This is a genomic window from Streptomyces caniferus (genome assembly GCF_009811555.1).
GTDB classification, from domain to species: domain Bacteria; phylum Actinomycetota; class Actinomycetes; order Streptomycetales; family Streptomycetaceae; genus Streptomyces; species Streptomyces caniferus.
In genome coordinates this window covers 296,768-321,809 of the sequence record NZ_BLIN01000002.1, presented here as the reverse complement: position 1 = coordinate 321,809, position 25,042 = coordinate 296,768, and the positions used below count along the sequence as shown (strand labels likewise).

The following is a 25,042-nucleotide window of genomic DNA, read 5'->3' as shown; positions in this document are numbered from 1 at the left end:
GGGGAGGCCGCCGGGCGCGGCCTGCCGGGCGGTGCCGCGGCGCCGGGCGCCTCGCCGGGCCCGGTACGGCTCACAGCCGGGCCGCCTTGAGCGCCATGTGCAGCAGCAGCCGGTGCTCGCCGTCGTCCAGGTCGAGGCCGGTCAGCTTCTCCACCCGGCCCAGGCGGTAGTAGAGCGTCTGGCGGTGGATGCCCAGGGCCTGTGCGGTGCGGCTCGCCTGGCCCGCGCAGTCGAGGAACACCTCTGCGGTACGCGCGAGTTCGGCGTGCGCGGGAGCCAGCAGCGGGCCGATGGCCGGGTCGGGCGAGGTGTCCGGCAGCGCGGTCAGCATGCGGTACGGGCCGAGGGAGTCCCACTGGGTGATCGGGCCCAGCCGGGGTTCGGCGCGGGCCGCGCGGGCCGCGTCCAGGGCCTCTCGCCAGGTTGCCGGGAGGTCGGCCAGCTCGCTGGTGGAGGGGCCGATTCCGGCGGCGCCGGGCCGGGGCGGCGGAGGGTGCCCGGCGCCGCCGCCGTTGCGCGTCCCGCCGCGCCCCGCCCGACCCTCGGCCGGTACGCCGCCCGCGCGCGGGGAGCGCAGCAGATGCTCGGCCACCGTATGGGCCGGGGCGAGCGCGCCCGCCGAGCGCAGCCGTACCAGCGCGGCCAGGGCGGGCGCGGCGGCCGCGGACCGCGGCCGGGCGCCCTCCCCGGCGCGCCCGGCGGGTCCCTTGCCGTGCGGCGTGGCGGTGTCCGTCTCGTCCGCCCCTTCGGCCGCGGCGACGGGGCCGCCCGCCGGCAGTGCGCACGCCGCCAGCAGGCCCGGCAGGCTGGGCAGCGGCGCCACATCGGTGTCCGAGGTGTCCCAGGGCAGCACCGCGACCAGGGCGAGCGGAATGCCCGGGGTGAAGCGCAGGCTGTCGCGCAGCGCATCGCGCAGGGCGGCCGCCGCGGCCTGCCGTCCGGCGGGCTGCGAGGCCAGCAACTCCCGCAGCAGATCGCCGAGTTCGGACCCGGCACGGGCCTCGTCGGCGAGCAGCGCGCCGATCCGGGCGGCGGTCTCCATCGCCTGCGCGATCCGCGGGTCGGGCGGCGCGCCCCGGCTGCCCAGTTCGAGATCGGTCAGATGCCCGTCGTCCAGCAGCCAGACGTAGCCGTGCACGATGCCCCGATGGCGTACGGGCAGGCAGATCCGCCCCTTGAAGACCCCGGCCGCCGGGTCCGGCGGAATGCGCAGCGCCGTGGTGGCGCGCGCGATCCCGAACGCCTCGAACCAGGCCCGTACCGCCGCCGTCGAGCGGCGCTGCAGGATCGAGCGGGTCCGTACGGGGTCCATGACCTCGTCGTCGTCGCCCTCGTGCGCGCCGAAGGCAATCAGTCCGAAATCGCGGTCCTCCAGCGTTGCCGGGGCGCCGAGCGCCGCCGAGATCTCGTCCACGAGCTGCTGGTAATCGCCCCGCATCGGCCGTCCGGCTCCTCTCCTGTCGTCACACCACCGGCATCGCCGGCACCGTGGAGCCGGTCTCTTCGGCCCCTCGGGCACCTCTCGCACCGCTGTCACCGCTGACCCGGTCGCCCCTCCTTCATTCTCATACATCTGTCTGAGATCCCGACCACGAAGGCGTGACAGCTGTCGATGGCCGGGAAGTGGCGCGATCCTTAAATTTCAGGTGGCTCAATCTTGCCGACGCGTTCGTCCGTCCGGCGTCCGCCGGTACTTGTCACCCTGATTCGTGGAGGTGCCCATGCTGGGTCCCGTGCTCCTCGCCGCAGCGCGCAGCGACAGCATCCGCCGCATCGTCGCGGCCGCCCCGGTCACCCGCCCCGTGGTGGACCGGTTCGTCGCCGGCGAGCGGCTGGACGAGTCCATGGCTGCCGTGCGGTCCCTGGCCGCCCGCGGCCTGGAGGTCACGCTCGACCACCTGGGCGAGGACATCACCGACCCGGCCGAGGCGCTGCGCAACCGCGACGCCTACCTGCAGTTGGCCGCGGCCCTCAAGGAGCAAGGGCTCGGCGTCAAGGCCGAGATGTCGGTCAAGCTGTCCGCTTTCGGGCAGGCACTGGCCGGCGGCCACGAGCTGGCGCTGAAGAACATCACTCCGGTGGTCGAGGCCGCCGCCGAGGCCGGGACGACCGTGACCCTCGACATGGAGGACCACACCACGGTCGACTCCACCCTCGCGATCCTCGCCGACCTGCGGGAACGCTTCCCTCAGACGGGTGCGGTGGTGCAGTCCTACCTCTTCCGCACCGAGGACGACTGCCACGCCCTCGCCGGGGAAGGCTCCCGGGTGCGGCTGGTCAAGGGCGCGTACAAAGAGCCTGCCACCGTCGCCTTCCAGGACAAGCGGGAGGTCGACAAGGCGTATGTGCGCTGTCTGAAGATCCTGATGGCCGGGGAGGGCTACCCCATGATCGGGTCGCACGACCCGCGGATGGTGGCCATCGGCCAGGAGCTGGCGCACCGCAACGGGCGCAAGCCGGCCGACTACGAATTCCAGATGCTGTACGGCATCCGCGAGGCGGAGCAGCAGCGGCTGGTCGCCGACGGGCACCGTATGCGGGTGTACATCCCTTACGGCACCGACTGGTACGGATACTTCATGCGCCGGCTCGCCGAGCGCCCCGCGAACCTCGCCTTCTTCCTGAGGTCGCTGGCGACCCGCGGCTGACGCATGAGGGTCCGCGGCTCTCCGGCTGGGGGGCCGGGGGTCGTCCCCCGGGGATTGCAGCCTGAGGTCGCTGGCGACCCGCGGCTGACGCATGAGGGTCCGCGGCTCTCCGGCTGGGGGGCCGGGGGTCGTCCCCCGGGGATTGCAGCCTGAGGTCGCTGGCGACCCGCGGCTGACCGCCCCGCGGAGGCGGGCGCGGGTGGATGCTGGAAGCCCGGGGTGCATCCCGGACGGCGCCGCCCGCAGCCGCCCACCCGACGCGGCCGCGGCCGCACCACCGACGTACGAAAACCGACGAGCGAAATCGAAGGAGACACGGCCGCTATGGACGCTGTGACCCAGGTCCCCGTGCCGGTGAACGAGCCGGTCCACACCTACGCCCCCGGCACCCCGGAGCGTTCCCGCCTGGAGGCCAAGCTCAAGGAGCTGGCCGACAACCCGATCGAGCTGCCGATGACCATCGGCGGCGAGCACCGGATGGGCGGCGGCGAGCGCTTCGACGTCGTGCAGCCCCACAACCACGCCTCCCGGCTCGGTACGTACGCCAACGCCACGGTCAAGGACGGTCAGGACGCGGTCGACGCCGCGCTCGCCGCCGCCCCGGCCTGGCGCGCGCTGTCCTTCGACGACCGCGCCGCGATCATCCTCAAGGCCGCCGACCTGCTCTCCGGCCCCTGGCGCGAGACGATGGCCGCCGCCACCATGCTCGGCCAGTCCAAGACCGCCCAGCAGGCCGAGATCGACACCCCCTGTGAACTCATCGACTTCTGGCGCTTCAACGTGCACTTCGCGCGCCAGATCCTCGCCGAGCAGCCCCCGGCGAACTCCCCGGGCGTGTGGAACCGCTCGGACCACCGCCCCCTCGAGGGCTTCGTCTACGCGATCACGCCGTTCAACTTCACCGCGATCGCCGGCAACCTCCCGACCGCGCCCGCCCTCATGGGCAACGTCGTGGTCTGGAAGCCGTCCCCGACGCAGACCTACGCCGCCGTGCTGCTGATGCAGCTGCTGGAGGAGGCCGGACTGCCCAAGGGCGTCATCAACCTCGTCACCGGCGACGGCAAGGACGTCTCCGAGGTCGCGCTGACCCACCCCGAGCTGGCCGGTATCCACTTCACCGGCTCGACCAAGACCTTCCAGTACCTGTGGAAGACGGTCGGCAACAACATCGAGAACTACAAGACCTACCCGCGGCTCGTCGGCGAGACCGGCGGCAAGGACTTCATCGTCGCCCACCCCTCGGCCGACCGCGCCGTGCTGAAGACCGCCATGACCCGTGGCGCCTTCGAGTTCCAGGGCCAGAAGTGCTCCGCGGCCTCCCGTGCCTACGTCCCGGCCTCGCTGTGGAACAACGGCCTCAAGGAGGAGTTCGCGGCCGAGGTCGACGCCCTGTCCATGGGCGACGTCTCGGACCTGTCGAACTTCATGTCCGCCGTCATCGACGAGCGCTCCTTCGCCAAGAACAAGGCGGCGATCGACCGTGCCAAGGCCGACCCGACCATCGAGGTCGTGGCCGGCGGTACGTACGACGACAGCGAGGGCTACTTCGTCCGCCCGACGGTCCTGGTCTCCACCGACCCGGAGAACGAGATCTTCAAGGACGAGTACTTCGGCCCGATCCTCGGCGTCTACGTCTACGACGACGCCGACTACGACGCGATGCTCACCCAGATGGAGTCCGCCTCGGCGTACGGCCTGACCGGTTGTGTCATCGCCCAGGACCGTGCCGAAGCGGCCCGCACCTGCGAGAAGCTGCGCTTCGCGGCCGGCAACTTCTACATCAACGACAAGCCGACCGGCGCCGTCGTCGGCCAGCAGCCCTTCGGCGGCGGCCGCGCGTCCGGCACCAACGACAAGGCCGGCGCCAAGCAGAACCTGATGCGCTGGACCTCCACCCGCTCCATCAAGGAGACCCTGGTCCCACCGACGGACTACCGCTACCCGCACATGGGCTGACGCCCACGCGCACACCGACGGCCCGGCTCCCCTCTCCCCAGGGGCGCCGGGCCGTCGGCGTTGTCCCGGGCGTTGTGCGGCGGATCGGTGCGGAGCGCCGGACACGTCTTCGACCTGCGCATATCCGGGGATCGCTCGTTCGAGCGCACCCGCGCCGTCTCAGATAGTAGGAAGCCCAAGTAATTGTGCAGACATCACGGCCGAGCTGTCCTAGCGTTGTAGGAGCCGAACGTAACGCTCCATCGAGCGATTGCGGATGTGGCCCGGTGCGCGAGCGCAGGTGACCCCTGCCGTGCCGAGGCCCCCGCGTTTTCCGGCCGCTTCTGGATCGACGCATCCCATATTTTCTCGGGGCTCTGGCATAGGAGACGTGAATCATGGCTGAGACTGCCGTCCGCAGGACCCGTCACTCCGCCCGTACGACCAGCGACGCCGACCGCAGGAACGCCGCCGCCGCCCTTCAGCGCGCCCTCGACCGCCGTGACAACGGCGGCTCCACCGGGCACTGAGACGATGCGCGCGCGACCCGGGTCGGTGCTGTCGAGGCCGGCGTCGATGTCCTGCCGGTGCTGCTGGCGCATCCGGCTGTCCGTGGCCCGGTGGCTGTATCTCTCCTGAGTGCTCTCCTGACCGTGCGGGGCGCCCGGATCCCGGGCGCCCCTGCGGGTGATCGTCGGCTCACCGCGCGGGCGAGCGGGTCACCTCGAAGTGGTCGATCCGCTCGCCGGACTCGGCGAGGGCGGTCACCTTCATCCGCGGGCGGTGGCCCGGGGAGACCTCCACGGCGATGAAGGAGTAGCCGGTGTAGCGGACCCTGGACCACTCCACGGTGTCCTTGTTCTTCTCCTGGCCCTTGGCCCAGTGGTAGCTGTCGACGTGGTCGACGTCCTTGACGTGGCCCTCGTAGCTGTCGGGCACGGGGAAGTCGTACAGGGCCCGGCCCGCGCCGCCGGCCGTCACGTACACCAGGCCCTCGCGGGTGGTGTCGACGCTCTCGCCGATCGGCATCTTCTTGGCGACCCGGCCGGCCTTGAGGGCGTCGGTCCGCTCGTAGACGTGGTTGTGGCCGTTGATGACCAGGTCCACCTGGTGCTTGTCGAACAGCGGCAGCCACGCGTCGCGCACCCCGCCGTCGGAGGCGTGCGAGCTGGTGGTGGAGAAGGCGCAGTGGTGGAAGAAGACCACGAGGAAGTCGATGCCCTCGGTGGCGCGCAGCTCGGCCAGCCTGCGGTCCAGCCAGCGGGTCTGCCTGCCGTCGGTGTAGCCCTGGTTGGCGGGGATCTCGTACGAGACGTCGTTGGCGTCCAGGGCGACGACCGCGGTGTTGCCGTAGGTGAACGAGTAGACGCCGGGGGCGTTCTTCGCGTCCGGGCCGTTCCCCGGCAGCGTCCAGCGGGCGTTCTGGCCGCCGTAACCGTGCGGGGAGTACCAGGCCTCCATGTCGTGGTTGCCGGTGGTCACCATCCACGGCACGGACTTGGCCACCGACTCGGTCTGCGCGAGGAACTGGTCCCACACCCGGGCGTCGTAGGCGTCGTGCTCGGATCCGTCGCCGTCGGTGTCCGCGTAGCAGATGTCGCCCGCGTGCAGGTGGAAGGACGGGTTCTGACCCAGGATCAGCTGGTCGTTGGCGAGCGCGTGGTAGCTCACGCCCTGGTCGCCGAAGGCCGTGAAGACGAACGTCTCGGGCCGGGCCGGGGCGGTGCGGAAGGTGCCGAGGGTGGAGAAGTGACGCGGATCGGCGGGGTCGAAGCCGTCGTGGCCGACGCCGTAGTAGTACGTCGTCCCCGGGCGCAGCCCGTCCAGCGCGGCGTGCAGGTAGTACTGCTGCACGGCCGGCAGCTTGGCGGACAGCGACGGGGTGTGCAGATCGCGCACCTCGGCCTCGATCTTGCGCCCCAGGTCCCAGGGCTTGAGGCCCACCCGCAGATACGGCCGCCGGACCGCGAACGGCACCTGCCAGCTCACCCGCATCTGGCTCCTGGGGTCCGCGCCGAAGGCCAGGTGGCGGCCGAACGGGGCGACCAGCCCGCCGTCGACGCCCACGGCGGCGGGCGAGGCCAGCAGGGTGGGGGAGGCCTGGGCCGAACCGGCCAGCAGACCGGAGCCCGCGACCACTCCCGCGGTCGCGGCCGAGCTGCGCAGCAGACCGCGGCGGCTCAGCTTGGTACGGAGGTAGTCGTGCTGCTCGGGCATGCTCATCCGGGCCGCCAGCTGCTCCGGAATGCCGACGCGCGGGGTGTGCGAGGGCGGGTGGGTCCCCCGGGTGTTTCCAGTCATGCCGCCGAATGTCGCAGCGCGACCCGACCGCGGCGGGGACGGCGGGTGAACGGCGGCTGACCGGATCCCCACGTGTCCGTATGGCGGACGTTACGTGTCAATCAATGGGACGGAGCGTAGGGTCCAGACATGTCTCGCAGCATTCGCCTCGCAGTGATCCCCGGTGACGGTATCGGCCAGGAAGTCGTGGCCCAGGGCCTGAAGGTCCTGACCGCGGTCCTCCCGCAGGACGTCAAGCTGGAAACCAAGGAGTACGACCTCGGTGCCCGGCGATGGCATGCGACCGGTGAGACCCTGCCCGACGAGGAGCTGGAGTCGCTCAAGCAGCACGACGCGATCCTGCTCGGCGCGATCGGCGACCCGTCCGTGCCCTCCGGGGTGCTGGAGCGCGGTCTGCTGCTCAAGCTCCGCTTCGCCTTCGACCACTTCGTGAACCTGCGCCCGTCGAAGCTCTTCCCGAACACCACCACGCCGCTCGCCGGCCGCCCCGACATCGACTTCGTGGTCGTCCGCGAGGGCACCGAGGGCCCGTACACCGGCAACGGCGGCAGCCTGCGCACCGGCACCCCCGCCGAGGTCGCCACCGAGGTCAGCCTCAACACCGCCTACGGGGTCGAGCGCGTGGTCCGGGACGCGTACGAGCGGGCCAACGCCCGCCCGCGCAAGAAGCTGACGCTGGTGCACAAGAACAACGTCCTGGTGTACGCGGGCCACATGTGGAAGAACATCTTCGACAGGGTCGGCAAGGAGTACCCCGAGGTCACCACCGACTACCTGCACGTCGACGCGGCGACGATCTTCTTCGTCACCCAGCCCGAGCGGTTCGACGTGATCGTCACCGACAACCTCTTCGGCGACATCCTCACCGACCTCGCCGCGGCCGTCACCGGCGGTATCGGCCTGGCCGCCTCCGGGAACATCAACCCGACCGGCGAGTTCCCCTCGATGTTCGAGCCGGTGCACGGCTCCGCACCGGACATCGCGGGCACCGGCAAGGCCGACCCGACGGCGACGATCCTCTCCGTGTCCCTGCTCCTGCGCCACCTCGGCTTCGTGCCGCAGGCCACCCGTATCGAGGAGGCCGTGGCGGCCGACCTGGAGGCCCGGGACGGCTCGCCGCGCAGCACGGACGAGATCGGCGACGCGCTCGCCGCACGCGTAGCGGGCTGAGGCCCACAGCGCACACACGCACCACGGACAGCGCCGGGCCACACCAGGCCCGGCGCTGTCCGCGTGGGTCCGCTCCTGGGCTTGACCGCCCGGTGGGTGCGACCATCGGACCCGGACGGGGCCCTCGTTTCCGGCGGCGCGGACCCACGGGCGATAATCGGACGTGGCATCGCCGCCCGCGAGGAAACTCGGACGTCCCAGTAACGACCGGTACGTTCAACAGCGCGCGGTCGCCGCACACCGCACCGGTGCCGCATGGTGGGGGCCGCCCCCCTGACCCCCGGCCGGAGGGCTGGGCCGGTGACGCTCCTCCAGCTCACGCTGGGAGGTACCTGCAGGTATCGGAACACGCAGTGAAGGACAGGCATTCATGACGACGCCCACGATCGAGCTCAAGCCCTCCTCGCATCCGCTCTCCGACGCGGAGCGGGAGCAGATCCTTGCCGCCCCCGGCTTCGGCCGCCACTTCACCGACCACATGGTGACGATCAAGTGGACCGAGGGCCGCGGCTGGCACGACGGGCAGCTGGTGCCGTACGGGCCGCTCTCCCTGGACCCGGCGACCAACGTCCTGCACTACGCGCAGGAGATCTTCGAGGGCCTCAAGGCCTACCGGCAGCCCGACGGCACCGTCGCCACGTTCCGTCCCGACGCCAACGCCCGGCGCTTCCAGGCCTCCGCACGCCGGCTGGCCATGCCGGAGCTGCCCGTCGAGACCTTCATCGAGGCCTGCGACCTGCTCGTCCAGCAGGACAAGGGCTGGGTGCCGGCGCACGGCGGCGAGGAGTCGCTCTACCTGCGCCCCTTCATGATCGCGACCGAGGTCGGCCTGGGCGTGAAGCCCGCCAACGAGTACCTCTTCGTGGTCATCGCCTCGCCCGCCGGCGCGTACTTCGCCGGTGGCGTCAAGCCCGTCTCCATCTGGCTGTCCGAGGACCGGGTGCGCGCCGTCCCCGGCGGTATGGGCGACGCCAAGACCGGCGGCAACTACGCCGCGTCGCTGCTCGCGCAGGCCGAGGCCTCCGCGCACGGCTGCGACCAGGTCGCCTACCTCGACGCCGTGGAGCACAAGTGGGTCGAGGAGCTCGGCGGCATGAACCTGTACTTCGTGTACGGCGACAAGATCGTCACCCCCACGCTGACCGGCTCCCTGCTCGCCGGCGTCACCCGTGACTCCCTGCTCTCCGTCGCCCGCGACCTGGGCTACGCGTCGGAGGAGGCCCGGGTCTCCATCGACCAGTGGAAGACCGACACGGAGAACGGCACCCTCACCGAGGTCTTCGCCTGCGGTACGGCCGCCGTGATCACCCCGGTCGGCACGGTCAAGAGCGCGGGCGGCGAGTGGACCCAGTCCGGCGGTGAGCCCGGCAAGGTCACGCTGAAGCTGCGCGACGCGCTCCTCGACATCCAGCGCGGTATCGCCGACGACAAGCACGGCTGGATGCACCCGCTGGGCTGATCCGGGCCCTGTGGCGCCCGGCCGGGGCCGCCGCCCTCCATGGAGGCCGCCCCCCCGCACACCGTCGAGGCCGCCCCCGTACACGACTGAGGCCGCCCGCCGACCGCGTGTCGGGGGCGGCCTCGGCCGTTTCCTGACCGGCTCAGCCGGCCTCCGCGGGCGCCTGTGCCGCGGCGGTGGCCGGGGGAGCGGGCGGCACGGCCCGCAGTGCCGCGACCGGGCGCGGGTCCCGGGCGGTGAGGGCCAGGTAGGCGAGGCCGCCCACCGCCGCCGCGAGCAGGAAGCTGATGTCGATGCCGCCGGTCACGGGGAGCAGCGGTCCCTGGTAGAAGGGCGTGTCCACGGCCAGCAGGCCGACCAGCGAACCCAGCGCCCAGGCGACGGCCGCCCGGATGTTCCAGCCCGCCCGGTACCAGTACACGCCGCCCCGTGTGCCGCGGTTGTAGACCTGCAGGGACTCCGGGTCGTATGCGCCGCGGCAGCGGACGAAGCCGATCACGGTGATCACCGCCCAGGGCGTGCCGACGGCCGTCATCAGCAGGACGAAGGAGGTCATCGCGTCCTGCGCGGCCCACAGGAAGTGACCGGCGTAGACCAGCGCGGTCGAGAGCGCGGCGACGACGTAGGTGGCCTGGGTGCGGGTGGCGCGCGGCAGGATCGCGTCCAGGTCGAGGCCCATGCTGTAGAGCATCAGACCGGAGTTGCCGACCGAGCCGGCCGAGGCGTTCAGCAGCAGCAGCGCCAGGTACCAGAACGGGGCACCGGCCACCAGCGGGCCCGCGTAGTCCTCGCCCGCGCCGACGGCGAGCGCGGTGAACGTGCCGAAGAGCTGCGGCACCAGGAGGCCGACCACCAGGCCCAGACAGGTGGCGCCGAAGACCTTCCTGGCGCTGTGCCGGTGCGGGGAGATGTAGCGGCTGTAGTCGCCGAGCAGGGTGATGAACGCGATGGGGCCGCTGAGGCCCGCGGAGACGGCGGCCAGCAGCCAGGTCTGCCAGAAGCCGCCGAGCAGGTAGCTGCTGCCGTGCGGCGCTGCGGTGGTGAAGGTGCCCGCGTACGCGACGACGCCGACGGCCAGCAGGACGGTCAGGCCGATGGCGAGCACCTTGCTCAGCCGCAGCAGCACCCGGTAGCCGTAGACCGCGCCGACCGCGGTGGCGCCCGCGAGCAGGGCGTAGACCAGCGCGTACGTCATCCCGTTCGACGGCAGTCCGGTCAGGCGGTGCAGGCAGCCGACGACCGCGTCGCCGCCGACCCACAATGTCAGCGCGGTGTAGCCCAGCGACAGCAGCAGGCCGATGACCGAGCCGATGAGCCGGCCGCGCACGCCGAAGTGGGCGCCGCTGCTGGTGGACAGGTTGGTGGCGCTGCGCAGCGAGACGAGCGCGAGCGGGGCGGTCAGCAGGGTGCCGACGGCGGTGCCCGCCACCAGGGAGGTCACCGAGGGCCAGAAGCCGAGCCCGAAGGAGACCGGGAGCCAGCCGAAGATCACCACGCCGAGGGCGAGGTTCGACCCGAGCAGGATCGAGATCAGGTCGCGAGGGCCGCTGGTGCGTTCCTCGTCCGGGATGGTGTCGACTCCGCGTTGTTCGATCGGCATGAGGGCTCCCCTGAGAGGCCGGACAACAGTGTGTGAGCAGCGCCCCGGGTGCCGTGTTCCGTGCCGGGGGCGGTGCGCGCCGCGCGCTGCTCGCACTGTCGAGATCATTTAGAGCGGCGCTCTATTCGCCGCGTATTTAGAGCAGCGCTCAATGTCGCTCATCCTTATGCCATTGGTCAATGCTTCCCTCTCGACCATTTTCATGGTTAGAGTGACGCTCTAATCGACCTGGAGGAGTGGCGGGATGCGGTTGACCCCGACGGAACGCGACCGGCTGCTGCTGTTCGGCGCGGCCGAACTGGCGCGGACGCGCCGGGCCCGCGGACTGAAGCTGAATGTGCCCGAGGCGACCGCGTTGATCGCGGACACAGTCTGCGAGGCGGCGCGGGACGGGCGCCGCCTCGCTCAGGCCATCGAGGCGGCACGCGGCGTGCTCGGCCCGGACGATGTGCTGCCGGGCGTGGCCGATGTCGTCACCGAGGTGCATGTGGAGGCCGTCTTCGACGACGGCTCCCGGCTCGCGGTGGTCACCGACCCGATCGGCGCCGGACCCGCGGCCGCCGGGAGCGAGCGGGCGCCCGCGCCCGGCGCGGTGCTCCCCGGGCCGGCCGGTCCGGAGCCGGCGCCCGCGGTCCGCCTGACCGTGCGCAACACCGCGACGGTGCCGGTCAGCGTCACCTCGCACTTCCACTTCTTCGAGGCCAACCCCCGGCTGGACTTCGACCGGGCCGCCGCGTACGGCATGCGGCTGTGCGTTCCGGCCGGCTCGTCGGTGCGGTTCGACCCCGGCGGCGCCGAGGAGGTCGGGCTGGTCCCGATCGGCGGCGACCGGATCGCGATCGGCTTCGCCGGTCTGGTGGACGGCCCGCTGGACGCGCCGGGCGCGAAGACGGAAGCGCTGCGGCGGGCCGCCGCCTGCGGCTACCTGGGAGCGGAGGAGCAGGCATGACCGGGAACATCGACCCCCACGAGTACGCGTCGGTGCACGGCCCGCGGGCCGGCGACCGGGTCGTCCTCGGCGACTCGGGCCTGGTCGTCCGGGTCGAGTCCGACGCCCAGAAGCCCGGCGACGAGTTCCTGGCCGGCTTCGGCAAGACCGCCCGGGACGGGCTGCACCTCAAGGCCGCCGCGGTCCGCGAGACCTGCGACGTGGTGATCAGCAATGTGCTGGTCATCGACGCCGTCCAGGGCATCCGCAAGGTGTCCGTCGGCATTCGCGAGGGCCGTATCCACGCGATAGGGCGGGCCGGCAACCCCGACACCCTCGACGGCGTCGATGTCGTCGTCGGCACCGGCACCTCGATCGTCTCCGGCGAGGGCATGATCGCCACCGCGGGCGCCGTCGACACCCATGTCCATCTGCTCTCGCCCCGCGTCATGGAAGCCTCGCTGGCCTCCGGCGTGACCACGATCATCGGTCAGGAATTCGGGCCGGTCTGGGGCGTCGGCGTCAACTCCCCCTGGGCGCTGGGGCATGCCTTCAGCGCCTTCGACGCCTGGCCGGTCAACATCGGCTTCCTGGGCCGCGGTTCCTCGTCGGGCGACGCCCCGCTGGTCGAGGCGCTCGCCGAGGGCGGCGCCTGCGGCTTCAAGGTGCACGAGGACATGGGCGCCCACGCCCGCGCCCTGGACACCGCGCTGCGCGTCGCCGAGGACCACGACGTCCAGGTCGCGCTGCACAGCGACGGCCTCAACGAATGCCTCAGCGTCGAGGACACCCTGCGGGTGCTGGACGGCCGGACCATCCACGCCTTCCACATCGAGGGCTGCGGCGGCGGCCATGTGCCCAACGTCCTGAAGATGGCCGGGGTCCCCAACGTCATCGGCTCCTCCACCAACCCCACCCTCCCCTTCGGGCGGGACGCGGTCGCCGAGCACTACGGCATGATCGTCTCGGTCCACGACCTGAAGACCGATCTGCCGGGCGACGCCGCCATGGCCCGCGACCGCATCCGGGCCGGCACGATGGGTGCCGAGGACGTGCTGCACGACCTCGGGGCGATCGGCATCACCTCGTCCGACGCCCAGGGCATGGGCCGCGCGGGCGAGACCGTGCGCCGTACGTTCGCGATGGCGGGCAAGATGAAGGCCGAGCTCGGGCCCCTTCTTCCCCGAAACGGGGAGGGCGGCGACGGCCCGCACGACGACAACGCGCGTGTGCTGCGCTATGTCGCCAAGCTGACCATCAACCCCGCCATCGCCCACGGCCTTTCGCACGAGATCGGGTCGATCGAGGTCGGCAAGATGGCCGACATCGTGCTGTGGAAGCCCCAGTTCTTCGGCGCCAAGCCGCAGCTGGTGCTGAAGTCCGGCTTCCCCGCCTACGGCGTCACCGGCGACCCCAACGCCGCCACCGACACCTGCGAACCCCTGGTGCTCGGGCCGCAGTTCGGTGCGCACGGGGCGACCCCCGCAGAGATCTCCGTCGCCTTCGTCGCGCGCGCCGCGGCCGAACAGGGCGGCGACGGGATGCCCACCCGACGCCGCCGGGTCGCCGTCCGCGGCACCCGCGGCATCGGCCCCGGCGACCTCGTCCACAACTCCCGGGTCGGACAGGTGCAGGTCGACGGGCGCAGCGGCCTGGTCACCCTCGACGGCGACCCGATGCGCTCGGAACCGGCCGACAGCGTCTCGCTGTCCCGGCTCTACTTCCTGTGAACCACTCCCGCCCGTCACACCGTCACAGCGACCTCGAGGACTCCCGCATGAACACCCCTGCCGCCGACGGCTTTAGCATGCCCCCGGAGTGGGCCCGCCACGAGCGCACCTGGATGGCCTGGCCCGGCCCCAACTTCACCTTCGGCGAGGAGGGCGGGGAGGCGCTGGCCGCGGCCCGCCGCGCCTGGGCCGAGGTGGCACGCGCCGTGCGCCGCTTCGAGCCGGTCACCGTCGTCGCCGGACCGGGCCAGTCCGAGGGTGCCCGCGCACTGCTCGGCCCGGACATCGACCTCGTCGAACGCCCGCTGAACGACGCCTGGATGCGCGACATCGGCCCCACCTTCCTCACCGACGGCACGGGACAACTCGCCGCGGCAGACTGGGTGTTCAACGGCTGGGGCGCCCAGGAATGGGCCCGCTGGGACCACGACGAGAAGATCGCCGAGCAGGTCTGCGGGCTGGCCGGGGCCCGCCGCTACGCCACCGGACTGGTCAACGAGGGCGGCGGCCTGCACGTCGACGGCGAGGGGACCGTCCTGCTCACCGAGACCGTGCAGCTCGACCCGGGCCGTAACCCCGGCCGTACGCAGGAGGACGTCGAGGCCGAGATCCACGCCCACCTCGGCACCACCAAGGCGATCTGGCTGCCGCGCGGCCTCGCTGCCGACTACGGGCAGTTCGGCACCCGCGGACATGTCGACATCGTCGCCGCCTTCGCCCGCCCCGGCACCGTGCTCGTCCACACCCAGCCCGACCCCGACCACCCCGACCACGCGATCTGCACCGAGATCGCCAAGCTGCTGCGGTCCTCGACCGATGCCCGGGGCCGGCGGCTGGAGGTCGTCGAGGTGCCGGCGCCGACCGTCGTCGAGGCGGACGGCGAGCTGGTCGACTACTCCTACATCAACCACTACCTCTGCAACGATGGGGTGGTGCTCTGCGGCTTCGACGACCCCCGCGACGAGGAGGCGGCCGCGATCTTCCGCCGGCTCTTCCCCGAGCGGACGGTGACCCTGGTCGACGCCCGTACGATCTTCGCAGCGGGTGGCGGTATCCACTGCATCACCCAGCAGCAGCCGAAGGTCTGACCCACAGGCCCCGTCCAGCCGACCCGGAGGTCCCCGTGCCCGGTCCCGTGCGCCGTCCCCGGCGCCGGCTCAACCAGCCCCGCGAGCAGGTCCTGGCCGCGGCGATGACGACCATCGCCGAGGAGGGCCTGGACCGGCTGACCATGGCCGGCCTGGGCCGTGAGGTCGGCATGAGCAGCGGCCACATCCTGTACTACTTCGGTACGAAGGACGAGCTGCTGCTGCAGACCCTCCAGTGGAGCGAGGAGCAGCTCGGCGCCGAGCGCCGGGCCGCCCTCTCCCGCCGCGTCCCCGCCCGTGAACGGCTGGACGCCCTGGTCGACCTCTACCTGCCCGACGGCCACCGCGACCCGCGCTGGACGCTGTGGCTGGAGGTGTGGAACCGCTCCCAGAGCGCCGACGACGAGACCCGCGAGCGCCAGCTCGACCTCGAACTCGCCTGGCACCGCGACCTGGTGGCCCTCCTCGTCGAGGGCGTCTCGAAGGGTGAATTCCGCCCCGTCGACGCCGAACGCTTCGCCACCCGCACCCGCGCCCTCCTCGACGGCTTCGGCACCCACCTCGTCGTCGGCCTGCCGGGCACCGACCGGGAGCAAGTGCGCCGCCACATAGGGGAGTTCCTGGACGAGTCGCTGACCGCGGGGCCGGATGCGGCGGACCGGCCGCCGGCCGCGCCGTGACCACAAAGCACGCAAGTAGCTGCGATCGTTGCCGACCGCGCTCTTGCCGAAGACTCCCCGGTCCGCGACCGTGAGCGGCTATGGGACGAGAGCAATGGAAGAAGATCTGGGTCGGCTCGGCCGGCAACATGGTCGAGTGGTTCGACTGGTTCGTTTATGCCAGCTTCGCGGTCTACTTCGCGGATTCGTTCTTCCCGAAGGGGAATGACACCGCGAACCTCATGAACACCATGGGGATCTTCGCCGTCGGCTTCTTCATGCGCCCGGTGGGTGGCTGGGTGCTCGGCCGGATCGGCGACCGCAGGGGGCGCAAGGCGGCGCTCACGCTGACCGTCACGCTGATGTCCGCCTCGGCGATCCTGATCGCCGTCGCGCCGACCTACGCGGTGGCGGGGTACGGCGGCGTGGCCGTCCTGCTCGTCGCCCGGATGCTCCAGGGGCTCTCGGTCGGCGGCGAGTACGCGGCCAGCGCCACCTACCTCACCGAGGCCTCCGCGCCCGGACAGCGCGGTTTCGCCTCCAGCTTCCAGTACGTGTCCATGACCGCCGGGCAGCTGCTCGGCCTCGGCCTGCAGATCGTGCTGCAGCGCACGCTGCCCGAGGAGGCGCTGCACAGCTGGGCCTGGCGGATCCCGTTCATCGTGGGTGCGCTGGGCGCCGCGGTCGTCTTCTACCTGCGCCGCAACATGCTGGAGACCGAGGTGTACGCCCAGGACGAGGGCGCCAACGCCGACCCGGCGCGCGGCACCCTCAAGGCGCTGCTGGCCCATAAGCGCGAGGCGTTCCTGGTCATCGCGCTCACCATGGGCGGCACGGTCGCGTACTACACGTACACGACCTACCTCACCAAGTACCTCTCGGGCAGCGCCGGCCTGGACAAGCCGACGGCCTCGCTGGTGAGCTTCTGCGCACTGTTCCTCTTCATGTGCCTCCAGCCGCTGGCCGGCAAGCTCTCCGACCGGATCGGCCGCCGTCCGCTGCTGATCACCTTCGCGGTCGGCTCGACGTTCCTGACCGTGCCGATCATGACGCTGCTCAAGCACGCCGGCAGCTTCTGGCCGGCCCTCGGGCTCTCGCTGCTCGCGCTGGTCGTGGTCACCGGCTACACCTCGATCAACGCCTGTGTGAAGGCCGAGCTGTTCCCGACCGGCATCCGGGCGCTGGGCGTGGCCCTGCCGTACGCCATCGCCAACGCGCTGTTCGGCGGCACCGCGGAGTACGTCGCCCTGTGGTTCAAGGACGGCGGCATCGAATCCGGCTACTACTGGTACGTCGCCGGGTGCGCCGCGGTCTCGCTGATCGTCTACGTGACGATGCGCGAGACCCGCACCATCGATCTGCACCGGGTCGGCAAGGACGACGCGGGCGAGGGCAGCGCGGCACGCGTGCTCGCATCCTGAGACGGTTCGAGCACGGGGGGTGGTCGTGTGCCAGACTTCCCCCGTGCTCTCGTTCGCCATGATTATTGGCAGCAGGCGCGCCGGTCCGCAGTGACCGCCCCGTACGAACCGAGTACGGCGTGGCCACCGTCGTCCCAGACCCGCGCGCAGACCTCTCGCACCCGCGAGAGGTTTTTTCGTTTCCGGCCCACATCTCACCGGAGGCGGAGCGCGAGGGAACATGGAGGGACGGTGGAACCGGTTATTCCGGTAGACCGAGATCCCGACAGGAGCCAGACCAGCATGACGGACGCACCCGACTCCCACCCGTCTCCCGCCCACGCGGTGCCCGACGACTTCCATGTCTTCGACACCACGCTCCGCGACGGTGCGCAGCGCGAGGGCATCAACCTCACCGTCGCCGACAAGCTGACCATCGCCCGGCACCTCGACGACTTCGGGGTGGGCTTCATCGAGGGCGGCTGGCCCGGCGCCAACCCGCGGGACACCGAGTTCTTCCAGCGGGCCCGCGCGGAGATCGACTTCCGGCACGCGCAGCTCGTCGCGTTCGGCGCCACCCGCAAGGCGGGCGTCCGGGTCGAGGACGATCCGCAGGTCGCCGCGCTCCTGGACTCCGGGGCACCGGTCATCACGCTGGTCGCCAAGTCCCACACCGCGCATGTGGAACTGGCGCTTCGGACCACGCCGGAGGAGAACCTCGCGATGATCCGGGACACTGTCGCCCACCTCTGTGCCCAGGGCCGCCGGGTCTTCCTCGACTGCGAGCACTTCTTCGACGGCTATGCGCTGGACCCGGTCTACGCCAAGGCGGTCGTCCGCACCGCGAGCGAGGCCGGCGCCGATGTCGTGGTGCTCTGCGACACCAACGGCGGCATGCTCCCGGCGCAGGTCACCGCCGTCGTCCGGACCGTCCTCGCGGACACCGGCGCGCGCCTGGGCATCCACGCCCAGGACGACACCGGCTGCGCCGTCGCCAACACCCTGGCCGCGGTGGACGCCGGTGCCACCCACGTCCAGTGCACCGCCAACGGCTACGGCGAACGGGTCGGCAACTCCAACCTCTTCCCGGTCGTCGCCGCCCTGGAGCTCAAGTACGGGCGCCCGGTGCTGCCCGAGGGCAAGCTCGCCGAGACCACCCGGATCTCGCACGCCATCGCCGAGGTCGTCAACCTCACCCCCTCCACCCACCAGCCCTACGTCGGGGTCTCCGCCTTCGCCCACAAGGCCGGACTGCACGCCTCCGCGATCAAGGTCGACCCGGACCTCTACCAGCACATCGACCCGGCGCTGGTCGGCAACACCATGCGGATGCTGGTCTCCGACATGGCGGGGCGGGCGTCCATCGAGCTCAAGGGCAAGGAGCTCGGCATCGACCTCGGCGACGACCGCGAGCTGGTCGGCCGGGTCGTCGAGCGGGTCAAGGAGCGCGAGCTGGAGGGCTACACCTACGAGGCCGCCGACGCCTCCTTCGAGCTGCTGCTGCGCACCGAAGTCGAGGGCCGGCCGCGCCGCTACTTCACGGTCGAGTCCTGGCGGGCGATCGTCGAGGACCGGCCGGACGGTACGCACGCCAACGAGGCGACCGTGAAGCTGTGGGCCAAGGGCGAGCGGATCGTCACCACCGCCGAGGGCAACGGCCCGGTCAACGCGCTGGACCGGGCGCTGCGGGTGGGCCTGGAGCGGATCTATCCGCAGCTGGCCCACATGGAGCTGGTGGACTACAAGGTCCGCATCCTGGAGGGCGCCCTGGGCACCGGCTCCATCACCCGGGTGCTGGTCTCCACCAGCGACGGCCGGGGCGAGTGGTCCACGGTCGGCGTCGCGGAGAACGTCATCGCCGCGTCCTGGCAGGCGCTGGACGACGCGTACGCCTACGGACTGCTGCGGGCCGGGGTCGAGCCGCAGGAGTGAGCGTCGCGGCAGCGGAAGGACCGCGGCCCCGCACGGCCCTCGGGGGAGAGGGGCGGTGCGGGGCCGCGGTCATCCGGCGGGCCCTGTGGGGTCAGGCCTGCGGGGCGGCCTTGACGGCGGAGATGTCGAAGACGAGCTTGACCTTGTCGCTGACCATCACCCCGCCGGTCTCCAGCGCGGCGTTCCAGGTCAGGCCCCAGTCGGAGCGCAGGATCTCGGCGCTGCCCTCGAAGCCGACCCGCTCGGCGCCGTAGACGTCGGTGGCCGAGCCGTGGAACTCCAGGTCGATGGTGAGCGGCTTGGTGACGTCGCGGAGGGTCAGGTCGCCGGTGATGCGGTAGCGGTCACCGGACACGCGCTCGGCGGCGGTGCCGCGGAAGGTCATCAGCGGGAAGGTCTCGGCGTCGAAGAAGTCGGCGCTGCGCAGGTGGCCGTCGCGGTCCGCGATCCCGGTGTCGATGCTGGCGATCTCGACGTCGAGGGACGCGGTGGAGCGGGACGGGTCGGTGCCGTCGAGGTGGAGGGTGCCCTCGTACGCGCCGAACGCGCCGCGGACGTTGGTGACCATCGCGTGGCGGACGGTGAAGCCGATGCTGCTGTGCGCCGGGTCGATGGTGTAGTCGCCGGTCAGCGCCGCGAGCGCGGGGTCGGCGTCGAGGACGGCAGCACTGGCGGTGGCGGGGGCGGTGGTGTCGCCGGTGTCGGCGGTGCGCTTGCGGTGGAACAGAGCCATGGCTCCTCCTCGAAGACGGCGCACCGGGTGGGTGCGCAAGTTTGTTTAAGCTTCAACGAGATTCACCGTAGCGGCATCTGGTTCAACATTCAACCTCTCTGTCGGAGCCGGGCTGCTCCGGACGGGTGGCGAACGGCGTTCCGGCGCGGTCATTGCCGCCCGCCGACGGCTCGTGCTAGACCATCGGGAACTCCCAAGTGCGCAGCGCCACACCCCAGTTGACGCCATGGAGAGGACCGACCGTGCCGCCTTTCCCCGCCACGTCCGTCTGGTCACGCCGAGGATTCCTCGCCACCGCCACCGCGAGCGCGCTCGGCCTCGCCGCCCGTCCCGCCGGTGCCGCCCCCCGACCGGCCACCACCCCTCCCGGGGACGAATGCGCCGCCCTCCGCGGCCGCTGGTGCGAGTTCGTCCTCGGCAGCGGCTTCGACCCCGCCGCCCCGCCGTACGCCGCCGCCCTCAAGGAGACCGGAGACTTCGCCGGCGCCTTCCGGGCACGCATGCAACCGACCGCCGTGTCCCTCTGGCCGGACTGCCGCTACGACCCGCCGTCCGGCATCACCCAGAGCTACGGCCGGCTCGCCACCATGGCCCAGGCCTACGCCCAGCCCGGCACCGGCCACACCGGCGACCCCGGCCTCGCCGAGGCCCTCGTCACGGGGCTCGACCACCTCGAAGCCACCGTCTACAACACCGCCACCACCCGCTACGGCAACTGGTGGGAGTGGCAGATCGGCAGCCCCAGACTCCTGCTCGACACCGTCGCCCTCCTCGACGAACGGCTGCCCGGCGGCCTCGACGACGCGCTGCGCGAGCGCGCCCTGGCCGCCGTCGACCACTTCGTCCCCGACGCCATGCTCGGCGACTACACCGGGACCAGCACCGGCGCCAACCGCGTCGACCTGTGCCGGGTGGTCGCCCTGCGCGGCATCCTCGGCCGGGCCCCCGCCAAGATCGCCCTGGCCCGCGACGCCCTCTCGCCGGTCTTCCCCTACGTCACCCGGGGCGACGGCCTCTACGCCGACGGCTCCTTCGTCCAGCACAGCTGGGTCGCCTACTCCGGCACCTACGGCTATGTCCTGCTGGACGGCCTGGGCCGGCTGTTCACCCTGCTCGGCGGCTCGTCCTGGCAGGTCACCGACCCGGCGCGGCAGATCGTCCTCGACAGCGTCGAGCACGCCTACGCCCCGCTGCTGCACAACGGCCTGATGATGGACAGCGTCAACGGGCGCGCCGTCAGCCGCGGCTACCTCCGCAGCGACGAGCGGCACATCCTGCGCAGCGACCACTACCACGGCCATGCGCTGATCGCCGCGATCGCGCTGCTCGCCCAGGCCGCGAGCAGCGCCGAGCGGGACCGCTGGCACGCCATGATCAAGGGCTGGACCGCCCGCGACCGTACGCTGCCGGTCCTCACCGACCGGCAGTACACGGTCGCCGACCTCGCCCGGCTCAGGAAGATCGCCGACGGTCCCGCGGCCGCCGCCCCCGAACCCGTCGGCCACCGGCTGTTCCCTGCCATGGACCGCGCCGTGCACCGCCGCCCCGGCTGGGCCGCCGGCCTGGCCATGGCCTCCGACCGCATCACGTACTACGAGAACGGCAACGGCGAGAACCCGCGAGGCTGGCACACCGGCGCCGGGATGCTCTATTGGTGGGGCGCCGACTTCGGGGGCGACCAGTACACGGACGCCTTCTGGCCCACCGTCGACCCCTACCGGCTCCCCGGCACGACCGTGTCCACCAAGCGGCTGGCCGACAACGAGGGAGGCGGCTGGGGCGAGCCCAAGCCCGCCGCGCGCTGGGTCGGCGGCACCACCGACGGGGAGTTCGCCGCCCTCGGCCAGGACCTGCGCGGCCTGGCCTCGACCCTCACCGCCAGGAAGTCCTGGTTCGCGCTCGCGGACTGTGTCGTCTGCCTGGGCGCCGGCATCACCGCGCGGGACGGGGTGCCGGCCGAGACCGTCGTCGACAACCGCTGCCTGGGCGATTCCGGCACCGCCGTGCTCACCGTCGACGGTGTCCGCCGGCCCGGCACGCTCGGCGTGACCACCTCCTTCCGCCGCGCCCACTGGGCCCACCTCGCCGGGCACGGCGGCTATGTCTTCCCCGGCGGCGCGCCCCTCATGGCGCTGCGCGAGGCCCGCACCGGCTCCTGGCACGACATCAACACCACCTCCTCCGCCGAGCCGTTCACCCGCCGCTACCTCACCCTCTGGCACGACCACGGCACCGACCCGGTGGACGCCGGTTACGCCTACCTCCTCATGCCGGGCGCCACCGCCCGCACCCTCGCCACCCGCGCCGCCGACCGGCACTGGCTGACCGTGCTCGCCAACGACGCCGGCCGGCAGGCGATCACCGTCGACCCGCTCGGCGTAACGGCCGCCAACTTCTGGCGGGCCGGCAGCGCGGGCCCGCTGACCAGCAGCGGCCCGGTCAGCGTGCTGGTCCGCGAGCGGCCCGGACGGCGGCGGCCGACGGTCCGGCTGTGCCTCGCCGCCCCGGAGCGCACCGGCGAAACGCTGGAGATCACCTGGTCACGGCCGGTGCGTGCGGTGCTCTCCCACGACCCGGCGATCGAGGTGCTGGCCACCGGACGCACCCTGCGGCTGCGCCTGACACCCGGTACGAGCTGCGCCACCCACACCTGCACGGTGCGGCCGGGCTGACCGCCGCCGGGCCCCGCCGACCGACCGGTCACGACAACATCACTCGGCTCCCGTTTGTCGGCCCCATACAGACGCGGGGCGACGCCGCCACCCGAACGGACGCCGGGACGCGGGGCCCGTACAGCACGGTTCTGTACTGCCTGCCCACCAAATCGCATGCGACGTTGTACGAAACCGACATCGGTGCGGGACGCCCCGCACACGTACCGTCGATACATGACCACTGTCGAAGATCTGCCCGCCGGCGCCAACGACGCCCGCGGGCGCGTCGCCGAGCTGCACGCCATCCGCGAGCAGGTCCGGCGAGGACCCAGCGAGCGGGCGACCGAAGCGCAGCGTGCCAAGGGCAAGCTGACGGCGCGCGAGCGGATCGAGCTGCTGCTGGACGAGGGTTCGTTCAACGAGGTCGAGCCGCTGCGGCGGCACCGGGCGACGGGCTTCGGCCTGGAGGCCAAGAAGCCCTACACCGACGGTGTGATCACCGGCTGGGGCACCGTGCACGGCCGGACCGTGTTCACCTACGCCCATGACTTCCGGATCTTCGGCGGCGCGCTGGGCGAGGCCCACGCCACCAAGATCCACAAGATCATGGACATGGCCATCCAGGCCGGTGCGCCGCTGGTGTCGCTGAACGACGGCGCCGGTGCCCGTATCCAGGAGGGCGTCTCCGCGCTCGCCGGCTACGGCGGCATCTTCCAGCGCAACACCAAGGCCTCGGGCGTCATCCCGCAGATCTCCGTCATGCTCGGCCCCTGCGCCGGCGGCGCGGCCTACTCCCCGGCCCTGACGGACTTCGTCTTCATGGTCCGCGAGACCTCGCAGATGTTCATCACCGGACCCGACGTGGTCCGCGCGGTGACCGGCGAGGAGATCACCCAGAACGGTCTGGGCGGCGCCGATGTGCACGCCGAGACGTCGGGCGTGGCCCACTTCGCGTACGACGACGAGGCCACCTGCCTCGAAGAGGTCCGCTACCTCCTCTCCCTCCTCCCGGCGAACAACCGGGAGAACCCGCCGTCGGTGCCCTGCGAGGACCCCGCGGACCGCTCCGGCGACGCGCTGCTGGACCTGGTCCCGGCCGACGGCAACCGCCCGTACGACATGCGCAAGGTCATCGAGGAGATCGTCGACGACGGCGAGTTCCTGGAGGTCCACGAGCGCTGGGCGACCAACATCATCTGCGCGCTGTCCCGGCTCGACGGCCGCGTGGTGGGCATCATCGCCAACCAGCCGCAGTCGCTGGCCGGCGTGCTGGACATCGAGGCGTCCGAAAAGTCGGCCCGCTTCGTCCAGATGTGCGACGCGTTCAACATCCCGATCGTCACCCTGCTGGACGTCCCCGGCTTCCTGCCCGGCGTCGACCAGGAGCACGGCGGCATCATCCGGCACGGCGCCAAGCTGCTCTACGCGTACTGCAACGCGACCGTGCCGCGGATCTCGCTCGTGCTGCGCAAGGCCTACGGCGGCGCCTACATCGTCATGGACTCGCAGTCCATCGGTGCCGACCTGACCTACGCCTGGCCCACCAACGAGATCGCCGTGATGGGCGCCGAGGGCGCCGCCAACGTCATCTTCCGCAAGCAGATCGCCGAGGCGGACGACTCCGAGGCCATGCGGGTGCGCATGGTCAAGGAGTACAAGTCCGAGCTGATGCACCCGTATTACGCGGCCGAGCGCGGCCTGGTCGACGACGTCATCGACCCGGCGGAGACCCGCCACACGCTCATCCGCGCCCTGGAGATGCTGCGCACCAAGCATGCGGACCTGCCGGCCCGTAAGCACGGCAATCCGCCCCAGTAACCACCACCGCACCCGCACCCGGCACCACGCCCACCGCGACGACGGAGACCCACACCGTGAACACTGCCCACCGCACCGACTCCATCCGCGTGGAGAAGGGTCAGGCCAGCGAGGAAGAGCTGGCCGCCCTGACCGCCGTTCTGCTGGCCCGCGCCGCGCACCGGCCGGCCGCCGCCCCGGCGCGTCCGCACGCCACCGCCGCCCGCTGGCGCCGCCTGGAGCGGCAGAGCGGCTTCCACGGGGCGACCAGCTGGCAGCGGTGACGCTTCGCTGACGTTGCCGACGAGGGGCCCCGCGTGGTGCGGGGTCCCTTTTTGTCTGCGGGTGCGTTGTGGCTGGGCGCGCAGTTCCCCGCGCCCCTTTGGGGCGCCGTCGCTCCTGTCTCAGTGCAGCTGCTTGACGGTGGGGGCTGGGCCTTTGCGGGGTACGTGAGTGCCCCGGGGGCCGAAGGGGACGCACCGGAACCCGCCCTCGGCGCGGGCGCATCTGGTACGTGGCATAGACCGACCCGGCGTTCGCTCCGGTCCTGCGGGCGGGCTCCGGTACATCCCCTCCGGCCTACGCCCGTTGCCGACTGCAGCACGGTGGCACCGTCCCTCACCGATCACATGCGTCGGCTCGGACAACCCTCGCCCGGAGTGAGCGCGGCCGGATGACGACTGCAGGGCAGCAGTAGGGTGCGCCCGACCAGCTTCCTGCCAAGGGGCTGGCGTCCAGGGCTGTAACGGTGATCCGTACGGCGGGACGGGCGCCGACGCGCGGTGGTCGGAGGGGATGTCCGGTGCCCCGCCCGCAGGACCGGAGCGAACGCGGGGCCGATCTTTCCCACGCACCAGATGCGCCCGCGCCGAGGACGGGGTACCGGACATCCCCTCCGACCCACCACCCACCCGCCGCAGGCGAACCGGCCCCAGCCACCGGCAACCCGCACCGACCCGGGCCCGGCAACCCATAGCCGTGCCGCCCCGGCGGGCAGCCACATGAGGG

At 71.8% G+C, this 25,042-nt stretch carries 18 protein-coding genes; 14 read left to right on the top strand and 4 right to left on the bottom strand.

Annotation, left to right across the window (positions count from 1 at the left end; all coding sequences use genetic code 11):
* Nucleotides 1–70: 70 nt before the first annotated feature.
* Nucleotides 71–1,438, bottom strand: coding sequence for a PucR family transcriptional regulator (locus tag Scani_RS03275; protein WP_159469833.1), 1,368 nt, complete (start codon nt 1,436–1,438; stop codon nt 71–73).
* Between the two features lie 283 nt (nt 1,439–1,721).
* On the opposite strand from Scani_RS03275, the gene Scani_RS03270 reads away from it, so the two are divergent.
* The 3 genes from Scani_RS03270 to Scani_RS41640 all read left to right on the top strand — a co-directional run bounded on the left by Scani_RS03270 (nt 1,722) and on the right by Scani_RS41640 (nt 5,113).
* Nucleotides 1,722–2,648: a proline dehydrogenase family protein gene (locus tag Scani_RS03270; protein ID WP_159469831.1), complete on the top strand. Its 927-nt coding sequence runs from the start codon at nt 1,722–1,724 to the stop codon at nt 2,646–2,648.
* 324 nt (nt 2,649–2,972) lie between these two features.
* Nucleotides 2,973–4,604, top strand: coding sequence for an L-glutamate gamma-semialdehyde dehydrogenase (gene pruA / locus Scani_RS03265; protein ID WP_159469829.1), 1,632 nt, complete (start codon nt 2,973–2,975; stop codon nt 4,602–4,604).
* A gap of 377 nt (nt 4,605–4,981) precedes the next feature.
* Nucleotides 4,982–5,113: a hypothetical protein gene (locus tag Scani_RS41640; protein ID WP_088800221.1), complete on the top strand. Its 132-nt coding sequence runs from the start codon at nt 4,982–4,984 to the stop codon at nt 5,111–5,113.
* Between the two features lie 169 nt (nt 5,114–5,282).
* On the opposite strand, the gene Scani_RS03260 is transcribed toward Scani_RS41640, so the two are convergent.
* Complete coding sequence (locus tag Scani_RS03260) at nt 5,283–6,884, bottom strand: fibronectin type III domain-containing protein (RefSeq protein ID WP_218039156.1); 1,602 nt, start codon at nt 6,882–6,884, stop codon at nt 5,283–5,285.
* 129 nt (nt 6,885–7,013) lie between these two features.
* On the opposite strand from Scani_RS03260, the gene Scani_RS03255 reads away from it, so the two are divergent.
* Complete coding sequence (locus Scani_RS03255; protein WP_159469827.1) at nt 7,014–8,054, top strand: 3-isopropylmalate dehydrogenase; 1,041 nt, start codon at nt 7,014–7,016, stop codon at nt 8,052–8,054.
* Nucleotides 8,055–8,424: 370 nt separating this feature from the next.
* Entirely contained in the window at nt 8,425–9,513 is a 1,089-nt protein-coding gene (locus Scani_RS03250) for a branched-chain amino acid aminotransferase (RefSeq protein WP_159469825.1), read from the top strand.
* 142 nt (nt 9,514–9,655) lie between these two features.
* Here Scani_RS03250 and Scani_RS03245 read toward each other — a convergent pair whose 3' ends face one another.
* The gene (locus Scani_RS03245; RefSeq protein ID WP_159469823.1) at nt 9,656–11,113 is read right to left on the bottom strand and encodes a cytosine permease; all 1,458 of its coding nucleotides are present in this window, start codon (nt 11,111–11,113) and stop codon (nt 9,656–9,658) included.
* Nucleotides 11,114–11,357: 244 nt separating this feature from the next.
* On the opposite strand from Scani_RS03245, the gene ureA reads away from it, so the two are divergent.
* From ureA to cimA, 6 genes are all read left to right on the top strand, one after another.
* The gene (gene ureA / locus Scani_RS03240; RefSeq protein ID WP_159469821.1) at nt 11,358–12,062 is read left to right on the top strand and encodes an urease subunit gamma; all 705 of its coding nucleotides are present in this window, start codon (nt 11,358–11,360) and stop codon (nt 12,060–12,062) included.
* The gene (locus Scani_RS03235) at nt 12,059–13,771 is read left to right on the top strand and encodes an urease subunit alpha (RefSeq protein WP_159469819.1); all 1,713 of its coding nucleotides are present in this window, start codon (nt 12,059–12,061) and stop codon (nt 13,769–13,771) included. The genes ureA and Scani_RS03235 overlap by 4 nt, the downstream gene beginning before the upstream one ends.
* A gap of 47 nt (nt 13,772–13,818) precedes the next feature.
* The gene (locus tag Scani_RS03230; RefSeq protein WP_159469809.1) at nt 13,819–14,859 is read left to right on the top strand and encodes an agmatine deiminase family protein; all 1,041 of its coding nucleotides are present in this window, start codon (nt 13,819–13,821) and stop codon (nt 14,857–14,859) included.
* A gap of 35 nt (nt 14,860–14,894) precedes the next feature.
* Nucleotides 14,895–15,539 (top strand): TetR/AcrR family transcriptional regulator, encoded by a 645-nt coding sequence (locus Scani_RS03225; protein ID WP_159469807.1) that lies wholly within the window; start codon nt 14,895–14,897, stop codon nt 15,537–15,539.
* Between the two features lie 80 nt (nt 15,540–15,619).
* Nucleotides 15,620–16,939, top strand: a complete 1,320-nt coding sequence (locus tag Scani_RS03220; RefSeq protein ID WP_159469805.1) for an MFS transporter — start codon at nt 15,620–15,622, stop codon at nt 16,937–16,939.
* Nucleotides 16,940–17,221: 282 nt separating this feature from the next.
* Complete coding sequence (cimA, locus tag Scani_RS03215; protein ID WP_159469803.1) at nt 17,222–18,850, top strand: citramalate synthase; 1,629 nt, start codon at nt 17,222–17,224, stop codon at nt 18,848–18,850.
* 91 nt (nt 18,851–18,941) lie between these two features.
* Here the strand turns inward: cimA and Scani_RS03210 are convergent, their stop codons facing one another.
* Nucleotides 18,942–19,583, bottom strand: a complete 642-nt coding sequence (locus tag Scani_RS03210) for a YceI family protein (RefSeq protein WP_159469801.1) — start codon at nt 19,581–19,583, stop codon at nt 18,942–18,944.
* A gap of 242 nt (nt 19,584–19,825) precedes the next feature.
* Here Scani_RS03210 and Scani_RS03205 point away from each other — a divergent pair, with 242 nt between their 5' ends.
* The 3 genes from Scani_RS03205 to Scani_RS03195 all read left to right on the top strand — a co-directional run bounded on the left by Scani_RS03205 (nt 19,826) and on the right by Scani_RS03195 (nt 24,318).
* The gene (locus Scani_RS03205; protein WP_159469799.1) at nt 19,826–22,255 is read left to right on the top strand and encodes a polysaccharide lyase 8 family protein; all 2,430 of its coding nucleotides are present in this window, start codon (nt 19,826–19,828) and stop codon (nt 22,253–22,255) included.
* A gap of 216 nt (nt 22,256–22,471) precedes the next feature.
* Nucleotides 22,472–24,055, top strand: a complete 1,584-nt coding sequence (locus tag Scani_RS03200) for an acyl-CoA carboxylase subunit beta (protein ID WP_159469797.1) — start codon at nt 22,472–22,474, stop codon at nt 24,053–24,055.
* 56 nt (nt 24,056–24,111) lie between these two features.
* Nucleotides 24,112–24,318 (top strand): acyl-CoA carboxylase epsilon subunit, encoded by a 207-nt coding sequence (locus tag Scani_RS03195; protein WP_159469794.1) that lies wholly within the window; start codon nt 24,112–24,114, stop codon nt 24,316–24,318.
* Nucleotides 24,319–25,042 lie beyond the last annotated feature (724 nt).

Coding starts and splice junctions, on each gene's coding strand:
- Scani_RS03275 (WP_159469833.1), bottom strand. CDS start 1,438: ATGCGGGGCGATTACCAGCAGCTCGTGGACGAGATCTCGGCGGCGCTC.
- Scani_RS03270 (WP_159469831.1), top strand. CDS start 1,722: ATGCTGGGTCCCGTGCTCCTCGCCGCAGCGCGCAGCGACAGCATCCGC.
- pruA (WP_159469829.1), top strand. CDS start 2,973: ATGGACGCTGTGACCCAGGTCCCCGTGCCGGTGAACGAGCCGGTCCAC.
- Scani_RS41640 (WP_088800221.1), top strand. CDS start 4,982: ATGGCTGAGACTGCCGTCCGCAGGACCCGTCACTCCGCCCGTACGACC.
- Scani_RS03260 (WP_218039156.1), bottom strand. CDS start 6,884: ATGACTGGAAACACCCGGGGGACCCACCCGCCCTCGCACACCCCGCGC.
- Scani_RS03255 (WP_159469827.1), top strand. CDS start 7,014: ATGTCTCGCAGCATTCGCCTCGCAGTGATCCCCGGTGACGGTATCGGC.
- Scani_RS03250 (WP_159469825.1), top strand. CDS start 8,425: ATGACGACGCCCACGATCGAGCTCAAGCCCTCCTCGCATCCGCTCTCC.
- Scani_RS03245 (WP_159469823.1), bottom strand. CDS start 11,113: ATGCCGATCGAACAACGCGGAGTCGACACCATCCCGGACGAGGAACGC.
- ureA (WP_159469821.1), top strand. CDS start 11,358: ATGCGGTTGACCCCGACGGAACGCGACCGGCTGCTGCTGTTCGGCGCG.
- Scani_RS03235 (WP_159469819.1), top strand. CDS start 12,059: ATGACCGGGAACATCGACCCCCACGAGTACGCGTCGGTGCACGGCCCG.
- Scani_RS03230 (WP_159469809.1), top strand. CDS start 13,819: ATGAACACCCCTGCCGCCGACGGCTTTAGCATGCCCCCGGAGTGGGCC.
- Scani_RS03220 (WP_159469805.1), top strand. CDS start 15,620: ATGGGACGAGAGCAATGGAAGAAGATCTGGGTCGGCTCGGCCGGCAAC.
- cimA (WP_159469803.1), top strand. CDS start 17,222: ATGACGGACGCACCCGACTCCCACCCGTCTCCCGCCCACGCGGTGCCC.
- Scani_RS03210 (WP_159469801.1), bottom strand. CDS start 19,583: ATGGCTCTGTTCCACCGCAAGCGCACCGCCGACACCGGCGACACCACC.
- Scani_RS03200 (WP_159469797.1), top strand. CDS start 22,472: ATGACCACTGTCGAAGATCTGCCCGCCGGCGCCAACGACGCCCGCGGG.